Origin of the sequence: Mycobacterium tilburgii, assembly GCF_902168065.1 — a bacterium.
GTDB lineage: Bacteria > Actinomycetota > Actinomycetes > Mycobacteriales > Mycobacteriaceae > Mycobacterium > Mycobacterium tilburgii.
The window spans coordinates 40,774-54,394 of the sequence record NZ_LR655701.1 but is presented as its reverse complement, the minus strand read 5'-3'; the positions used below and the strand labels follow the sequence as shown (position 1 = coordinate 54,394).

The following is a 13,621-nucleotide window of genomic DNA, read 5'->3' as shown; positions in this document are numbered from 1 at the left end:
TACCGTCGAGGGTGGGCCGAGCTAGGCCGGAGCCAGGAACCCGACGGGGCCGGACGCAATGCACAGTGCCAGCGCTGTGGTGTCGGCCCGGACAGTGATCGCGTCGCCGGCCCCCGGCAGCCGGGCGAAGACGCGGTTGAGCCCGGGATGCACCGGGACCTTGACGGCCGGGCCCTCCGGCAGCAACACCGTCATCGAACCCTCGCTGTTGGCCAGGTAATTCAGTTCGACCGTCCAGTCGGCCGGCAGCAGCGGCCCGTCTAGCACCATGCGGGCCGGTCGGTCGGGCTGGGCGAAATACCCGCACTGTGGCATCGGGCCCGGTTTGATGGTCCTAACCCAGGTGACCCGGGCCGGGATCAGCCGGCCGGAACTGTCTAACATACGCAATTGTGTTGTCGCCGTTGCGAACTCCGGTCGATCCGAAAGCAGGGCGAACATGTGGCTGGCCAGATTCTCCGGGTAGACCACACGCTGCAGGATCAGCGGATCGACCTCTTGATCCAGCAGTGGTGCGGTCGAATCTTTATGCGCGGCAGTCAAACTCGCTTGCGCATTGCGCAGATACGCCTGGGTAGGATTGTCTCGCCAACTCGTCAGGAACGTCGCGGTCGAGTACAGGCTGCTGGCCACGAACAACGCGGCAGGCCCGGCCGTGACCGCCGCGCGCCTCCCCGAGGCGTCCAGCCAAGGCGCGGCCGCCGGCCTGTTGGGCGCACCCAGGCCCACGGCCGCCAATAGCGCCAGCACGACGACGAGATCCGGCAGGTAGCGCAGGGTTTGGGCGAGTTCCAGCGCGGTCAGCTTCGACGAGCGCATCAAATAGATCGGCACCTGACAGGCCACCGCATAACCGGCGGCCGTCAGCCAGACCGCGCCGACCCGCTGTTTGCGGACCAGGGAGAGCACCAGCACGCCGGCGAGCGCCAGCCAGCCCAGCACCATCACCGCCGGCGGGGGAGTGGCCCACGGCGAGGCCGGGGCCCAGCGGTCCCAATGCCACGGCCCACCCACCAGTCCCGGCACGATGCCGTGGGTGATGGAGCGGGCCAGCAGATCCGCCGTCATCGCCAGATCGGAACTCCACCGTCGCTGGTTGACCACGGCCAGGTACAGCGCCACCCAGAGAAGCGTCAATATCAGCGATGCGGTCCACAACCGCACGCCGCCACGCCAGGCCGCCGGCAACGCCGAGCGTTCGCCGCCCACGTGGAAAAGCAACGCCACCACCGCGAACGCGACGAACGGGATCACCGCCGCCTTTTCGAAGAACAGCAACCCGCCCAAGTAGACCAGCGTGCCGGTGAGTGCGTAGCGTTGGTTGCCGGTCCACGCCAGCAGCACCGCGTCGGCGCACACCCAGGCCAGCGCCGCCTGCATCGGCAGAGAGTTCAGCGCCGCCGCCCACCAGGCGAACCCGGGCACCCCCAACGGGGTGAACAGTGCGAACGTCAACGGGATCAGCAGCACCCGCCGCCAGCCGAGGATCACGTACAACGCGCGCAGCAGCGCCGCCGACGCGAGCAGCTGCAGCACCACCAGGCTGATCGCGGGTCCGGTCCAGTCCAGCGGGGCCAGCCGGCTCAGCACGCAGGCGAGCAGGAAGGCCGCCGGCATCACGTGGCCGTCGTGATCGTCGAACAGATACGACAGCGCCAGCAAACCCTCGGATCCGGCCTTGCCGATCAGGATCAGGTCGTCCCAGTAGAAGTAGCCGCCGAACGCCAGCACCGCCCGAATCAACAGCTGCACCGCGATCAGCGCGGCCGCCGCGAGGGCGACCGGTGGGATCCGGGTCCAGACGGTGGGCATGGTTATTTCTTACCGGTCGGTATGGTGGGCCCGGTGCGCGCACTGGTTACCGGAGCAGCCGGATTCATCGGGTCCACGCTGGTCGACCGCCTGCTAACGGACGGTCATTCGGTCGTCAGCCTGGACAACTTCGCGACGGGCAAGGCGACGAACCTCGAGCATCTGGCCGACGATATCGCCCACGACTTCGTCGAGGCCGATATCGTCACCGCGGACCTGGTTGCGATCCTCGAGGAGTATCGGCCCGAGGTGGTGTTCCACCTTGCGGCCCAGATCGACGTCCGGCGTTCGGTGGCGGATCCGCAGTTCGACGCGTCGGTCAACGTGATCGGCACGATCCGGCTGGCCGAAGCCGCGCGCCGCGCGGGCGTCCGCAAAATCGTGCACACCTCGTCCGGGGGGTCGATCTACGGCACCCCGGCGCGGTACCCCACGCCCGAGACCGTCCCCACCGATCCTGCGTCGCCGTACGCCGCGGGCAAGGTCGCCGGCGAGATCTACTTGAACACCTTCCGGAACCTGTACGGTCTGGAGTGCTCGCACATCGCGCCGGCCAACGTCTACGGCCCCCGGCAGGATCCGCACGGCGAGGCCGGCGTGGTGGCCATCTTCGCGCAGGCGCTGCTGTCGGGGAAGCCCACCAAGGTGTTTGGCGACGGCAGCAAGACCCGCGACTACGTGTTCGTCGACGACGTGGTGGACGCGTTCGTCAGGGCCGCCGGGGAGGTGGGCGGCGGGCAGCGTTTCAACGTCGGCACCGGGATCGAAACCTCCGACCGCCAGCTGCACACGGCGGTGGTCAAGGCCGTCGGCGGGTCGGACGACCCGGAATTCCATCCGGATCGGCTCGGCGACCTGAGGCGCTCCTGTCTCGACATCAGTTCCGCCGCAAAGGTTTTGGGCTGGCTTCCGCGTGTTCAGCTGGAAGAGGGCGTGCGCCGCACCGTCGAATACTTTTGCAAGGCGCAGGTTGGCTAGCGCGGGTTGGGAAGCTGCGAGCCTTCCAGCGCCACCGCCCGGGCCAGCCGCGCGTAGCGCAACTCCAGGTCCTTGAACCGCATGTAGGTGCTCAGCGTGGTGAAACTGAACGCCATCACCAGCGCGTAAAGCATCAGGTCGGTGCCGCGGCGCACGCCGAACCAGTTCGCGATCACGGTGGTGTCGTCCGGGCGCAGCACGGCGTAGATGCCGGCGCACACGAACAAGACGTAGCCGACCTTGACCCACGCCTTGGACCGTGAGCTTCGGCGGGACCGCAGCAGATACACCAGCAGCGCCACGATCGAGCCGATCAGCAGTACCTGGATCCAGTTCATCGTCGAGTCCTTCTCATCTCGGGAGCCTGCCGCGCAAGAAGCCGTCGAAAATGATGTTGACGCCGTTGAGCAACGGCTGGCCTTTGGACCGTGAGTATTTGGTGTACAGCACTTCGACGGGTTGTTCGGCGACCCGCCAACGGTTTTCGGCGATGAGCATGATGATCTCGTTGGCGTGGCTCATGCCGCTCATGGTGATGTCCAGCCCGTCGGCCACCCTCTTGTTGAACACCCGCAGCCCGTTGTTGGTGTCGGTCAGGCCCAGCCGGCGTCCGCGCTGGCTCAGCCGCGCGGCGGTCTGCAGCACGAGCCGCTTGAGCAACGGCGGGCGGCTGGTGTCCTGGCCGCCGAACCTCGTCCCGATGATGATGTCGACGTCCTCGGTGGCGAGCCGGTCGATCATGGTCGCCACATCCTTGACGCGGTGTTGCCCGTCGGCGTCGAACGTCGCGAAGAGCTGCGCGCCGGGCTGGTTGCGGGCGTACTCGACCCCGGTTTGAATGGCCGCTCCCTGGCCGAGGTTGACCGGGTGACACACCAGATGGGCTCCGGCCCGGCGGGCCAATTCGCCGGTCTCGTCGGTGCTGCCGTCGTCGACGCACACGACGTTGTCGAACACCGACCGCACATCGGCGATCACCTCGCCGATGACCGTGGCTTCGTTGAAGGCGGGAATGACGATCCATACGCCGGGGTAATGCGTTTCGATGTTCACCAGGTTAGCCAGGATCAGCCGGTTAGGCGCTCGGCACGCGCCAGCGCGATCAGGTGTACTGCGATTCCGACCAGCGGACCACAGCACAGCGCGACCACGGTGCGGGTCTGCAGCGGCAGCGGCAGCAGCAGCAACAGCCCCGACACGACGGTCGCGCCCACCCAGCCGAGCGCGTACGCCCGGTGCAGCGCGGCCGCGACCGCCGCGGCGCCGGCGAGGGTCAGCATCGCGATCGTCACCGCCGCTCCGGTCAGCCATGCCAGCAGCTCGCTGCTGACGTCGTATTGAGAGCCGAAGGCGACCCGCAGCAGCCACGGTCCGACCAGCCCGGCGGCCACCACTCCCACCGCGCCGGTGCCACCTATGAGCACCGTCGGCGCCAACAGCGCCCGCAGCCGGTTGCGACCTTCGTCGACGAAATGCGCGATCAGGTTGCCCTGCATGGCCGTCAACGGCACCAGCAGCGGCGCCCGGGTCAGCGTCACCGCCAGGATGATCACACCGCCTTGTGCCCCAAGCTCATTCGACGTCAACTTGAGCAGCACGGGGAATCCCATCACCAGGATCGCGCTGGCCCCGGCCGCGGTGATCGAATGCGCGGTGCCCCGCAGGAATGTCACGGTGTCGCCCGGCGTGAGCATCCGGGCCGCGGCGCGGGCACCGGGCGCGGCCAGCAGGATGATCAGCCAGGCCACCACGCCGGCCACGGTGGCCCATAGGTACCCGGTCAAGCCCCAGGCGAGGACGAACGTCGTGGTCGCGATCGCCACCCGCATGACCGCGTCGGTCACCATCAACGCGCCGTACTGCGTCCACCGATCGGTGCCGGCCAGCATGCCCAGCAGGGTGGCGTGCACACAAAAACCGGCCAGCCCGACCGCCAGCAGGGCCACCGACAGCCACCGCTGTTCGATGAAAACCCGCCCGCTCCACAGCGGCGAGGTGCCCGTGATCACGACGGCCGCGGCGACGCCGACCAGCGCCGCCACCCGCAGCGGATGGTTGCGCGGTTCGCCGGTAAACGGCGCCGCCTCCGGGGAGCGGTTGGCGCGGACCTCCCGGGTGGTCTCCTGCAGCAGACCGAACGCGGCACCGGTGGCCAGGCTGAACGCGCCCCAGAACACACCGAACACCGAGAAGCCACTCGGCGCCAGGTCCCGAGCCGCCAAGTAGATCACGGCGTAGCCGCAGGCCGCGGTGAGCGCGGTCGCGATACCGACCCGGGCCACGCTGCCGCGCGCGATCGGTCCCTGGGACGGTCCCCCGGCCGGGGCAGCACCCAGGGGCGCCGCCGCGCCGCCGACTTCGGTCATCGAGGCGGCGCTTTCGGCCGATCATCCTCACCCACCGCCGTCATCGCCACAATCTGAAAATAAAAATAATAAGTGCGCGACGGTAGGGCTGGCGGTCACGACCAGCTTCGCCATAGTGTGGGCGGCTGTCAGGAAGGATCCAGCGCCGCCGCTCGCATCTTTTAGGGATTTCGCTGATAGTCACCGTGGCGGCCCTGGTACTGGGGTTCGTCCACGGCGGGTTCGACGCCTTGTACCTGTTGATCGCCCTCGGCGTGCAGGTGTCGCTGTCCTTCGACAACGCGGTGATCAACGCGGCTGTGCTCAAGCGGATGAGCCCGTTCTGGCGGCAGATGTTTTTGACCATCGGGATCCTGGTCGCCGTCTTCGGCATGCGGCTGCTGTTTCCCTTGCTCATCGTGTGGGCGACCGCGGGAGTCGACCCGGTCCGCGCGCTGCAGCTGGCGTCCGCTCCTCCCTCGTACGGCGCCCTGGAATTCTCCTACGGGTCGCCGAGCTACGAGAAGCTGGTCACGGCCGCGCACCCGCAGGTCGCCGCATTCGGCGGCCTGTTCGTGCTGATGCTGTTTCTGGATTTCATCTTCAAGGACCGAGACATCGAGTGGATTGAGGTCCCGCTCGCGTGGGTCGGACGTCTCGACCAGGTGTCGGTGGTGGTCGCCACGGTCGCGCTGGTCCTGGTCGGCGCGCAGTTGACCCGCTCCGGCGACGAGTTGCACGACGGTGTTGACGGCCGGGCTGCTGGGCCTGGTGAGCTACCTGATTGTCAACAGCCTGAGCCACGCGTTCCGGTCCGCGGGCATCCACGTTGACCCCGCCGACACTGAAACCTTTCGGACGCACTGGTTTTGGCGACGGGCCGCGCCGGGTTGACGCTGTTCGTTTACCTGGAGGTGCTCGACGCGGCCTTCTCGTTCGACGGGGTCACCGGTGCGTTCGCGATTACGTCGGACCCGATCATCTATTGCCCTGGTTCTCGGGCTGATCGGTTCGATGTTCGTTCGCTCGATCACCATCTACTCTAGTCCAGCAGCAGACGCTGGACCGCTTCGTGTACCTGGAACACCGCGCACTGGGCGATCGGCGCGTTGTCGGTGATCATGCTGCTGTCCATCGACGAGCGGTACCGGATCCACCAAGTCGTCACCGCCTCGATGGGCGTCGTTTTCGTCAGTGCGGCGCTGGGCTGGAGCGTGCTGCGCAGCCGGTGCACCGCTAAAATCGGCTGACCCGCGCGAGCCGCGGTCGGTTCGGTGCGTGGTTCAAAGAGCGCGGGCGGTTAGTGCCCGACCTCTTTGAACCGCGCGAAGGAGCGTTCCACCTCCGCCTCGGCCTCGGTCCGGCCTGCCCAGTTCGCCGCCTTGACGTACTTGCCCGGCTCGAGCGCCTTGTATTGCGAGAAGAAATGCTTGATGACGTCCAACTCGTACGCTGGCACGTCGCCGATGTCCTGGATGTAGTCCCACCGGTGATCGCCGGCCGGCACACACAGCACCTTGTCGTCGCTACCGGCCTCGTCGACCATTTTGAACATGCCCACCGGCCGCGCCTCGACGAGCACACCCGGGAACACCGACTCCGGCAACAGTAGCAGCACGTCCAGCGGGTCGCCGTCTTCACCGAGGCTGTTCTCGATGAAGCCGTAGTCGGTGGGGTAGGCCATCGAGGTGTAGAGGTAGCGGTCCAGCTTCACCCGCCCGGTCTCATGATCGACTTCGTACTTGTTCCGTTGGCCTTTCGGGATCTCGATGACCACGTCGAATTGCACTGTCTCGGCTCCTTAAAAGAAAGTCGGTCGGGGTTGGACCCGGGTCGGTCTGGTTCGTCGCGGATCACCCTAGTCGAGCGTCATCAGGCAGATTCGGCAGAATAGGACCAAACAGTCAGGAGGGTGATGGGTCGTACTCGCTGGCGGAAATCCACCCAGGTCTTGATCGGGTTGGCCGTGCTGGCGTTCGTCGCCGCCGTGGTGGTCGCCGCAACTTTCTTCACCACGGGTGGGCACGGCAGTAGCGCCACCCACGCTCCGGTACCGCCGCCCCGGCCGCCGATCCTGAAGCCGGGCGTCGTGCCGGTCGCCGACAACGCTGAGACGCCGTCGCCCGGCGGGCTGGCGGCCGTGTTGGCGCCGGTGGTTGCCGATCCCAACCTGGGCCGGTTCGGCGGTCGGATCACCGACGCCCTCACCGGCAAACAACTTTGGCAGCTGGCCGACGACATGCCGCTGGTGCCGGCGTCGACCAACAAGGTGCTGACCGCGGCCGCAGCCCTGCTGACGCTGGATCGCCAGGCCCGGATCAGCACCCGCGTGGTGGCCGGCAGCACGAACGCGCAGGGACCCGTCGTGCTGGTCGGCGCGGGCGACCCGACGCTGTCCGCGGCACCGCCCGACGTGCCCACCTGGTATCGCGGCGCGCCCCGGATCGGTGATCTGGTCGAGCAGATTCATCGCAGCGGCATGACGCCGACGGCCGTGCAGGTGGACATCTCGGCGTTTACCGGCCCGACGATGGCATCGGGCTGGGACCCGACCGACATCGACAACGGGGACATCGCGCCGATCGAGCCGGTGATGATCGACTGCGGGCGCATTCAGCCCAGCACGGTCAACTCGCGGCGGTCCAAGACACCGGCGTTGGACGCCGGGCGTGAGCTGGCCAAGGCGCTGGGCCTGGATCCGGCCGCGGTGGCCATCGGCACGGCGCCGTCCGGGGCGCGCCAGCTGGCGGTGGTGCAGTCCGCGCCGCTGGTGCAGCGGCTCGGCGAGATGATGGACCACTCCGACAATGTGCTGGCCGAATCCATCGGGCGTGAGGTGGCGACGGCGATCAACCGGCCGCGCAGCTTCGCGGGCGCGGTTGACGCGGTCACCAACCGGTTGAACACCGCCCACGTCGACACCGCCGGCGCTACGCTACTGGACTCCAGCGGACTTTCCGTCGACGACCGCCTGACCGCCCGGACCCTGGACGGCACGATACAGGCGGCTGCCGGCCCGGACCAGCCGTCATTGCGCGCGCTGTTGGACCTGCTGCCGATCGCCGGCGGCAGCGGGACGCTGGCCGAACGCTTCCTGGACCAGGCCACCAATCAGGGACCGGCCGGCTGGTTACGTGCCAAAACCGGTTCGCTCACCGCGATCAACTCGCTGGTCGGGGTGGTCACCGACCGCAGCGGGCGGGTGCTCACCTTCGCGTTCCTCTCCAACGCCGCGGGTCCCAACGGACGCAACGCGATGGACGCCCTGGCCACCCAGCTGTGGACGTGCGGGTGCACATGACGTCGTCGTCCGAGCTGACCCTGGGTGCCGCCGTCGATTGGGGCTTCGCCGCCACCGTCGGTGTCCGGCTGGCCCGGCCCGGTCCGCCGGCCAGCGACTACACCCGCCGTCAGGTGATCGGCGAGCTGGCCCGTTCGTCGACCAAAGCCGAACCGCTGGTGCGCGACGTCACCGGGCTGGCCACCGGCGGCGAGGTACCGGACGCGCGCGTCGTCGACCGCGGAGACGGGGTTCGGGCCGCGGCGAACTCGATGCGGTTGATGACCAACGGCACCGAAAGGCCACGGAGCCTGTTCACCGGCTGGCTCGACGGCGCGCAAACCGGTGCCGTGCTGGCCTTCGCGGCGTCCGGCATTCTCGGCCAGTACGACCCGTTCGCCGACGACAGGCAGGGCTGTCTGCTGTTGGTGTATCCCAACGTCATCGCGGTTGAGCGGCAGCTGCGGGTGGCCCCGGCCGCTTTCCGGCTGTGGGTCTGCCTGCACGAGGTGACCCACCGCGTGCAGTTCACCGCCAACCCGCGGCTGCTCGACTACATGTCGGACGCGCCGGCGTTGCTGACCTGCGACGCCGGCGACAATCTCGGCGCGGTGGCGAGCCGGCTGGCCGACTACGTGCGCAATCCCGGGCGGGGCGGGTCCGAGGCCGACGAGGCCCCGTCCGGCATCGTCGGGCTGGTACGCGCTGTCCAGTCCGAGCCGCAGCGCCGGGCATTAGATCAGCTGCTGGTGCTGGGCACCCTGCTGGAGGCCCACGCCGAGCACGTGATGGATGCGGTCAGAACTAAGGCGGTGCCGTCGGTCGCCACCATCCGTGACCGCTTCGACGACAGGCGTCAGCGCAGGCAACCGCCGTTGCAGTGGCTGGTGCGCGCCCTGCTGGGCCTGGATGCCAAGCTCAGCCAGTACACCCGCGGTAAGGCCTTCGTCGACCAGGTCGTGGTCCGGGTCGGCATGCAGCGGTTCAACGCCGTCTGGTCGGGCCCCGAGCCGTTGCCGCTGCCCGCCGAGATCGAAGAGCCGCAGCGATGGATCGACAGGGTCCTCTAGGGCAGCTGCGCGCCGCTGTCGAGGCGTTCGTCGACACCTATCCGGTCGCCGGGGACCAGTGGTCGATGGCGCTGTCGGGCGGACCGGATTCGCTTGCCCTCACCGCCGTCGCGGCCAAGCTACGGCCGACCACCGCGCTGATCGTGGACCACGGCCTGCAGCCCGAGTCGGCGACCGTCGCCTACACCGCGCGCGACCAAGCCATCGCGTTGGGATGCGTTGCCGCACAAGTGATCACCGTTCAGGTGGGTCCAACCGGGCCCGCCGGCGGCCCCGAGGCCGCGGCCCGAACCGCCCGCTACGCCGCGTTGCGCGGCGCCCGGTGCGGGCCGGTTCTGCTGGCTCACACCCTCGACGACCAGGCCGAGACGGTGCTGCTGGGGCTGGGCCGCGGTTCCGGTGCCCGCTCCATCGCCGGGATGTGCCCGCACGATCCACCGTGGTGTCGGCCGCTGCTCGGGGTCCGGCGCGCCACCACCCACGCCGCCTGCCGGGAGCTGGGCCTAGAAGCCTGGCAGGACCCGCACAACTCCGATCGCCGCTTCACCCGAACCCGGCTGCGGCTCGAGGTGTTACCGCTGCTCGAAGAGGTGCTGGGCGGCGGTGTGGCCGAGGCGCTGGCCCGAACGGCGACGGCGCTGCGGGAGGACACCGGCTTCCTCGACGAGCTCGCCGCCGAGGCGCTGCCCGGTGTCATAGAGGGTGCCGGGCTGCGGGCGGCGTCGCTGGCCACCCTGGCCGACCCGGTGCGGCGGCGGGTCATCCGGGGCTGGCTGCTAGCCGGCGGCTCGACCGGGCTGACCGACAAGCAGATCCGCGGGGTCAACCGGCTGATCACCGCGTGGCGCGGGCAGGGCGGCGTGGCGGTCGGTTCCGACGCGCCGCTCGAGCGGCTGATCGCGGGTCGGCGCGACGGCATGCTGATCTTGCGGCGCGAGCCTGTGTGAATACCCCTAAAACCGGCGGCGCCGTTGGTTGTTCAGCGGCTGACGTGGCACGCTGTGGGGCGTGGCCCAGACCTCCCCGGCGATAACGCCCGAGCAGCCCGTGGAGCTGTACCCGGGGGATATCAAGTCCGTCCTGCTCACCACGGAGCAGATTCAGGCGCGCATCGGCGAGCTCGGCGAGCAGATCGGCAACGACTACGGCGACGCGGCCACCCGCAGCGACCACGATTTGCTGTTGATCACCGTGCTCAAGGGCGCGGTCCTGTTCGTCACCGATCTGGCGCGGGCGATCCCGCTGCCGACGCAGTTCGAGTTCATGGCCGTCAGCTCCTACGGATCCTCGACGTCGTCGGGTGTGGTGCGCATTCTCAAAGACCTGGACCGCGACATCAACGATCGCGATGTGCTGATCGTCGAGGACATCGTGGATTCCGGGCTGACCCTGTCCTGGCTGCTGCGGAACCTGAAGACTCGGCGTCCCCGCTCACTGCGGGTGTGCACGTTGCTGCGCAAGCCCGACGCGCAGCGCGCCAGCGTCGAGATCGCCTACGTGGGCTTCGACATTCCCAACGAATTCGTTGTGGGCTTCGGCCTGGACTACGACGAGCGCTACCGCGACCTGTCCTACATCGGCACGCTGGACCCGCGGATTTACGAGCAGTAGGGTGTGCTGGGTTCAGGGCGCCGGCCACACCCCGCATGGCGACCGAGTCTGCGGTGAACCTTTCGGGCTGGCCACCCCTACGCGGTTGGCCCCGATGTCGCCAAGCAGCGCTCGCCGACGGCATGGACATCCCGAACGCGCTGTGCGCCGCGTTCGACGGGTTCTACACACTTCTGGTCTCCGATCGCAACTCGTTCGCGGTGGTCCGCGACGCCATCGCATGCAAGCCCGCGGTGATCGCCAAGACCGCCGACTGGGTTGCGATGGCCAGCGAATATCGTGCGCTCGCCCAACTGCCCGGTGTCGAGCTGGCCCGCGTCTGGGAACCCGAACCCGAGATAATCTACGCGTGGACCAGATGAGCACCGTGTTCGATCTGCTCCAAACGCCGCTGCGCCAGCGGTACCGGGTCGGGGACATCGTCGCGCAGGATCATGCGGCCGTCCCGCAGCACGGCGGCACGCATCACCGCAGCGCGTCTTCCTGCTCGCCGACGTGCTCGGTCATGGCCTTCATAGCGGCCTCGCCGGCACGGACGATCAGTTGGTCACGGCAGTCTTTGGCCCAGTCATGACCGAGCATCAGCAGTTCCCGAACCCGCCCGACCGTTCCAGCAGATCCTCGATGTGCGCGATCGCGTCGTCGGGCGTGCCTATACAGCAATTCCCTTTGGCCGCATAGTCTTCGACGAACTCATATGGTGACTGTGCGCCCTCCACGGTGTTGGCCAGCGGGACGAACCCCACCGCGCCGAAGTAGTTGGCGAAATCCTGCAGCATATGTGCAATCCTGGATCGCCTGCTCGCGGGTGTCGGCAATGTGCATGATGGACAGCACCCGCCAGTCGGTGTGGTCCGGTTCGTCGCGGCCGGCTTTGGCGTTTGTTCGCGCACGATCTCCCAGGCGGTCTCCAGGGCGGCGTAACCACCGGGCACCGACATCGACAGTGACAGCAGGGACGTGCCCATCGCACCGGCCCAGTCGCGGACCGGACGGCGAAATCATTGCCGCCGTCGAGACCCGGATAGGGCCAGGTGTAGGGCCGGATGTTCAGCTGCGCGCCACGCAGGGTGAACCGGTCGGTGTGACGGTCGATGCCCTCGTTGGGTCCGGCGCGGAACAAGGCCAGGATCGCCTCCGGCGATTCCTGCATCATGTGATCATGTGCCGTTGATCGACCGGGTCGATGCCCATCATGTAGGCATCCGACGGCAACGCCCCCGGGCCGGTGCCGAACATGACCTGGCCGCGGGTCAGATGGTCCAGCAGCACCCAGCGGTCGGCCACCATCAGCGGGTGATGGTAGGGCAGTGAGACCACTCCGATGCCCAGCCGGATATGCTTGGTCCGTTCGGCCGCGGCCGTGATGAACACTTCCGGGCAGGCGGTCAACTCGTAGCCGCCGGAATGATGTTCGCCGAATCAGGCTTCGTCGTAGCCCAGGCGGTCCAGGGCGACGACGCGTTCCATGTCGTATTCCAATGCCACCGTGGGAGATTGGCCGATTAAATGAAACGTCGTGATGAAGACGCCGAAACGAAGGGGGAGGTCATCGCAGCTCCAATCCGTTGAGGAATTCCAGCAGTATCGAGTTGACCTGGTCCGGCCGTTCTTGTTGCAGCCAGTGTCCCGCGACCTCGATCATCACCTGACGGTGTGGATCGGAGACGATCTCGATGGCACGGTCGGCACGGGTGAAGGCCAGCACGGGATCGGCGGTGCCGCCGATGAACAAGCACGGCACCAAGGTCTTCGCATCGGCGATGTCGGCGGTGATTTCCCAGTTGCGGTCGAAATTGCGGTACCAGTTCAGGCCACCGGTGAATCCGGTGCGGGAGAACTTGGCGATGTAGTGGTCGAGTTCGTCTTGGCTGATCCAGTCCGGCAGTGCATCGGATTCGGGGAGGCGATCGATGAAACCTTCCGGGCCGGGTGCCACCATCCGCATCCCCGTGGACTTGTCACCATCGGTCCGTAGGCTGCCCATGATGCGGCGGATGAAGCGGACTGTTCGGCGTTGAGCTCGGCGTCGGCGACGCTGGACTCCTGGAAATACAGGATGTAGAAGAAGTTTTCGCCGAACATCTTGCGCCACAGCTGCGTCGGTGGCGCCTGTGATCTGGGCGTGGCCGGTACGCTGAGTGCGGCGACGGCCGCGACGCGGTCCGGGTGCAACAGCGGCGCATGCCAGACGACCGGGGCACCCCAATCGTGGCCGATCCAGACGGCTCGCTCGGCGCCGACGTCATCGAGCAACCCGACGATGTCGGCGGTCAGCTCCCGAATGTTGTAGGCATCGATCGGCTCCAGGCGCGACGACCCGCCGCAACCGCGCTGATCGGGTGCCAGCACGTGATAGCCAGCCCGCGCGAGCACCGGGATCTGGTGGCGCCACGAGTAGGACAACTCGGGAAACCCGTGCGCCAAGACGACCACCTGCGCTCCGCGCTCGCCGGCCTCGACGACCCGCAGCCGCACCCCATTGGTATCTACTAACCGTTCGGTTGATGTGGGCACCAACACAC

The 13,621-nt window shown here is 67.8% G+C and carries 10 protein-coding genes and 5 pseudogenes; 7 read left to right on the top strand and 8 right to left on the bottom strand.

The genetic code is table 11. The annotated features are described in order from the left end of the window. Positions 1–21: 21 nt before the first annotated feature. Complete coding sequence (locus FQ389_RS07600) at positions 22–1,812, bottom strand: hypothetical protein (protein WP_144206569.1); 1,791 nt, start codon at positions 1,810–1,812, stop codon at positions 22–24. Between the two features lie 33 nt (positions 1,813–1,845). Here FQ389_RS07600 and FQ389_RS07595 point away from each other — a divergent pair, with 33 nt between their 5' ends. Continuing rightward, positions 1,846–2,790: an NAD-dependent epimerase/dehydratase family protein gene (locus FQ389_RS07595; protein ID WP_144206567.1), complete on the top strand. Its 945-nt coding sequence runs from the start codon at positions 1,846–1,848 to the stop codon at positions 2,788–2,790. Here the strand turns inward: FQ389_RS07595 and FQ389_RS07590 are convergent. Genes FQ389_RS07590 through FQ389_RS07580 form a run of 3 tightly spaced genes read right to left on the bottom strand, consistent with a single transcriptional unit; the run spans position 2,787 to position 5,156 of the window. Continuing rightward, on the bottom strand, positions 2,787–3,128 hold the full coding sequence (locus FQ389_RS07590) for a DUF2304 domain-containing protein (RefSeq protein ID WP_144206564.1): 342 nt from the start codon (positions 3,126–3,128) through the stop codon (positions 2,787–2,789). The two genes, FQ389_RS07595 and FQ389_RS07590, sit on opposite strands and share 4 nt — an antisense overlap. 13 nt (positions 3,129–3,141) lie before the next feature. Beyond that, positions 3,142–3,843 (bottom strand): glycosyltransferase family 2 protein, encoded by a 702-nt coding sequence (locus FQ389_RS07585; RefSeq protein WP_407662803.1) that lies wholly within the window; start codon positions 3,841–3,843, stop codon positions 3,142–3,144. 14 nt (positions 3,844–3,857) lie between these two features. Beyond that, complete coding sequence (locus FQ389_RS07580; protein ID WP_144206563.1) at positions 3,858–5,156, bottom strand: hypothetical protein; 1,299 nt, start codon at positions 5,154–5,156, stop codon at positions 3,858–3,860. Between the two features lie 311 nt (positions 5,157–5,467). On the opposite strand from FQ389_RS07580, the pseudogene FQ389_RS07575 reads away from it, so the two are divergent. After that, positions 5,468–6,385: pseudogene (locus FQ389_RS07575) on the top strand (DUF475 domain-containing protein). Between the two features lie 50 nt (positions 6,386–6,435). Here the strand turns inward: FQ389_RS07575 and FQ389_RS07570 are convergent. Then, the gene (locus FQ389_RS07570; RefSeq protein WP_144206561.1) at positions 6,436–6,924 is read right to left on the bottom strand and encodes an inorganic diphosphatase; all 489 of its coding nucleotides are present in this window, start codon (positions 6,922–6,924) and stop codon (positions 6,436–6,438) included. Between the two features lie 126 nt (positions 6,925–7,050). On the opposite strand from FQ389_RS07570, the gene dacB reads away from it, so the two are divergent. The 5 genes and pseudogenes from dacB to FQ389_RS07545 form a co-directional block, all read left to right on the top strand. Continuing rightward, positions 7,051–8,436, top strand: coding sequence for a D-alanyl-D-alanine carboxypeptidase/D-alanyl-D-alanine endopeptidase (gene dacB, locus FQ389_RS07565; protein ID WP_144206595.1), 1,386 nt, complete (start codon positions 7,051–7,053; stop codon positions 8,434–8,436). Then, positions 8,433–9,485, top strand: coding sequence for a zinc-dependent metalloprotease (locus FQ389_RS07560; RefSeq protein ID WP_144206559.1), 1,053 nt, complete (start codon positions 8,433–8,435; stop codon positions 9,483–9,485). Before dacB ends, FQ389_RS07560 begins: the two co-directional genes overlap by 4 nt. Continuing rightward, positions 9,464–10,432, top strand: coding sequence for a tRNA lysidine(34) synthetase TilS (tilS, locus tag FQ389_RS07555; protein WP_144206557.1), 969 nt, complete (start codon positions 9,464–9,466; stop codon positions 10,430–10,432). Before FQ389_RS07560 ends, tilS begins: the two co-directional genes overlap by 22 nt. Before the next feature lie 24 nt (positions 10,433–10,456). Continuing rightward, positions 10,457–11,096, top strand: a pseudogene (gene hpt, locus FQ389_RS07550) (hypoxanthine phosphoribosyltransferase). A gap of 13 nt (positions 11,097–11,109) precedes the next feature. Further along, positions 11,110–11,458: pseudogene (locus FQ389_RS07545) on the top strand (glutamine amidotransferase); the annotation flags it as partial. On the opposite strand, the gene FQ389_RS19435 reads toward FQ389_RS07545, so the two are convergent. From FQ389_RS19435 to FQ389_RS21565, 3 genes and pseudogenes are all read right to left on the bottom strand, one after another. Further along, entirely contained in the window at positions 11,440–11,565 is a 126-nt protein-coding gene (locus FQ389_RS19435; protein ID WP_260860584.1) for a hypothetical protein, read from the bottom strand. The pseudogene FQ389_RS07545 and the gene FQ389_RS19435 sit on opposite strands and share 19 nt — an antisense overlap. Continuing rightward, positions 11,562–12,620, bottom strand: a pseudogene (locus tag FQ389_RS07540) (LLM class flavin-dependent oxidoreductase). The gene FQ389_RS19435 and the pseudogene FQ389_RS07540 overlap by 4 nt, the downstream one beginning before the upstream one ends. Before the next feature lie 25 nt (positions 12,621–12,645). Beyond that, positions 12,646–13,613, bottom strand: a pseudogene (locus tag FQ389_RS21565) (alpha/beta fold hydrolase). Positions 13,614–13,621: the final 8 nt, after the last annotated feature.

Bases quoted from the DNA above. Each gene is read 5' to 3' on its own strand.
- FQ389_RS07560 (WP_144206559.1), top strand. From the start codon at position 8,433: ATGACGTCGTCGTCCGAGCTGACCCTGGGTGCCGCCGTCGATTGGGGC.
- dacB (WP_144206595.1), top strand. From the start codon at position 7,051: ATGGGTCGTACTCGCTGGCGGAAATCCACCCAGGTCTTGATCGGGTTG.
- FQ389_RS07600 (WP_144206569.1), bottom strand. From the start codon at position 1,812: ATGCCCACCGTCTGGACCCGGATCCCACCGGTCGCCCTCGCGGCGGCC.
- FQ389_RS07590 (WP_144206564.1), bottom strand. From the start codon at position 3,128: ATGAACTGGATCCAGGTACTGCTGATCGGCTCGATCGTGGCGCTGCTG.
- FQ389_RS07580 (WP_144206563.1), bottom strand. From the start codon at position 5,156: ATGACCGAAGTCGGCGGCGCGGCGGCGCCCCTGGGTGCTGCCCCGGCC.
- tilS (WP_144206557.1), top strand. From the start codon at position 9,464: ATGGATCGACAGGGTCCTCTAGGGCAGCTGCGCGCCGCTGTCGAGGCG.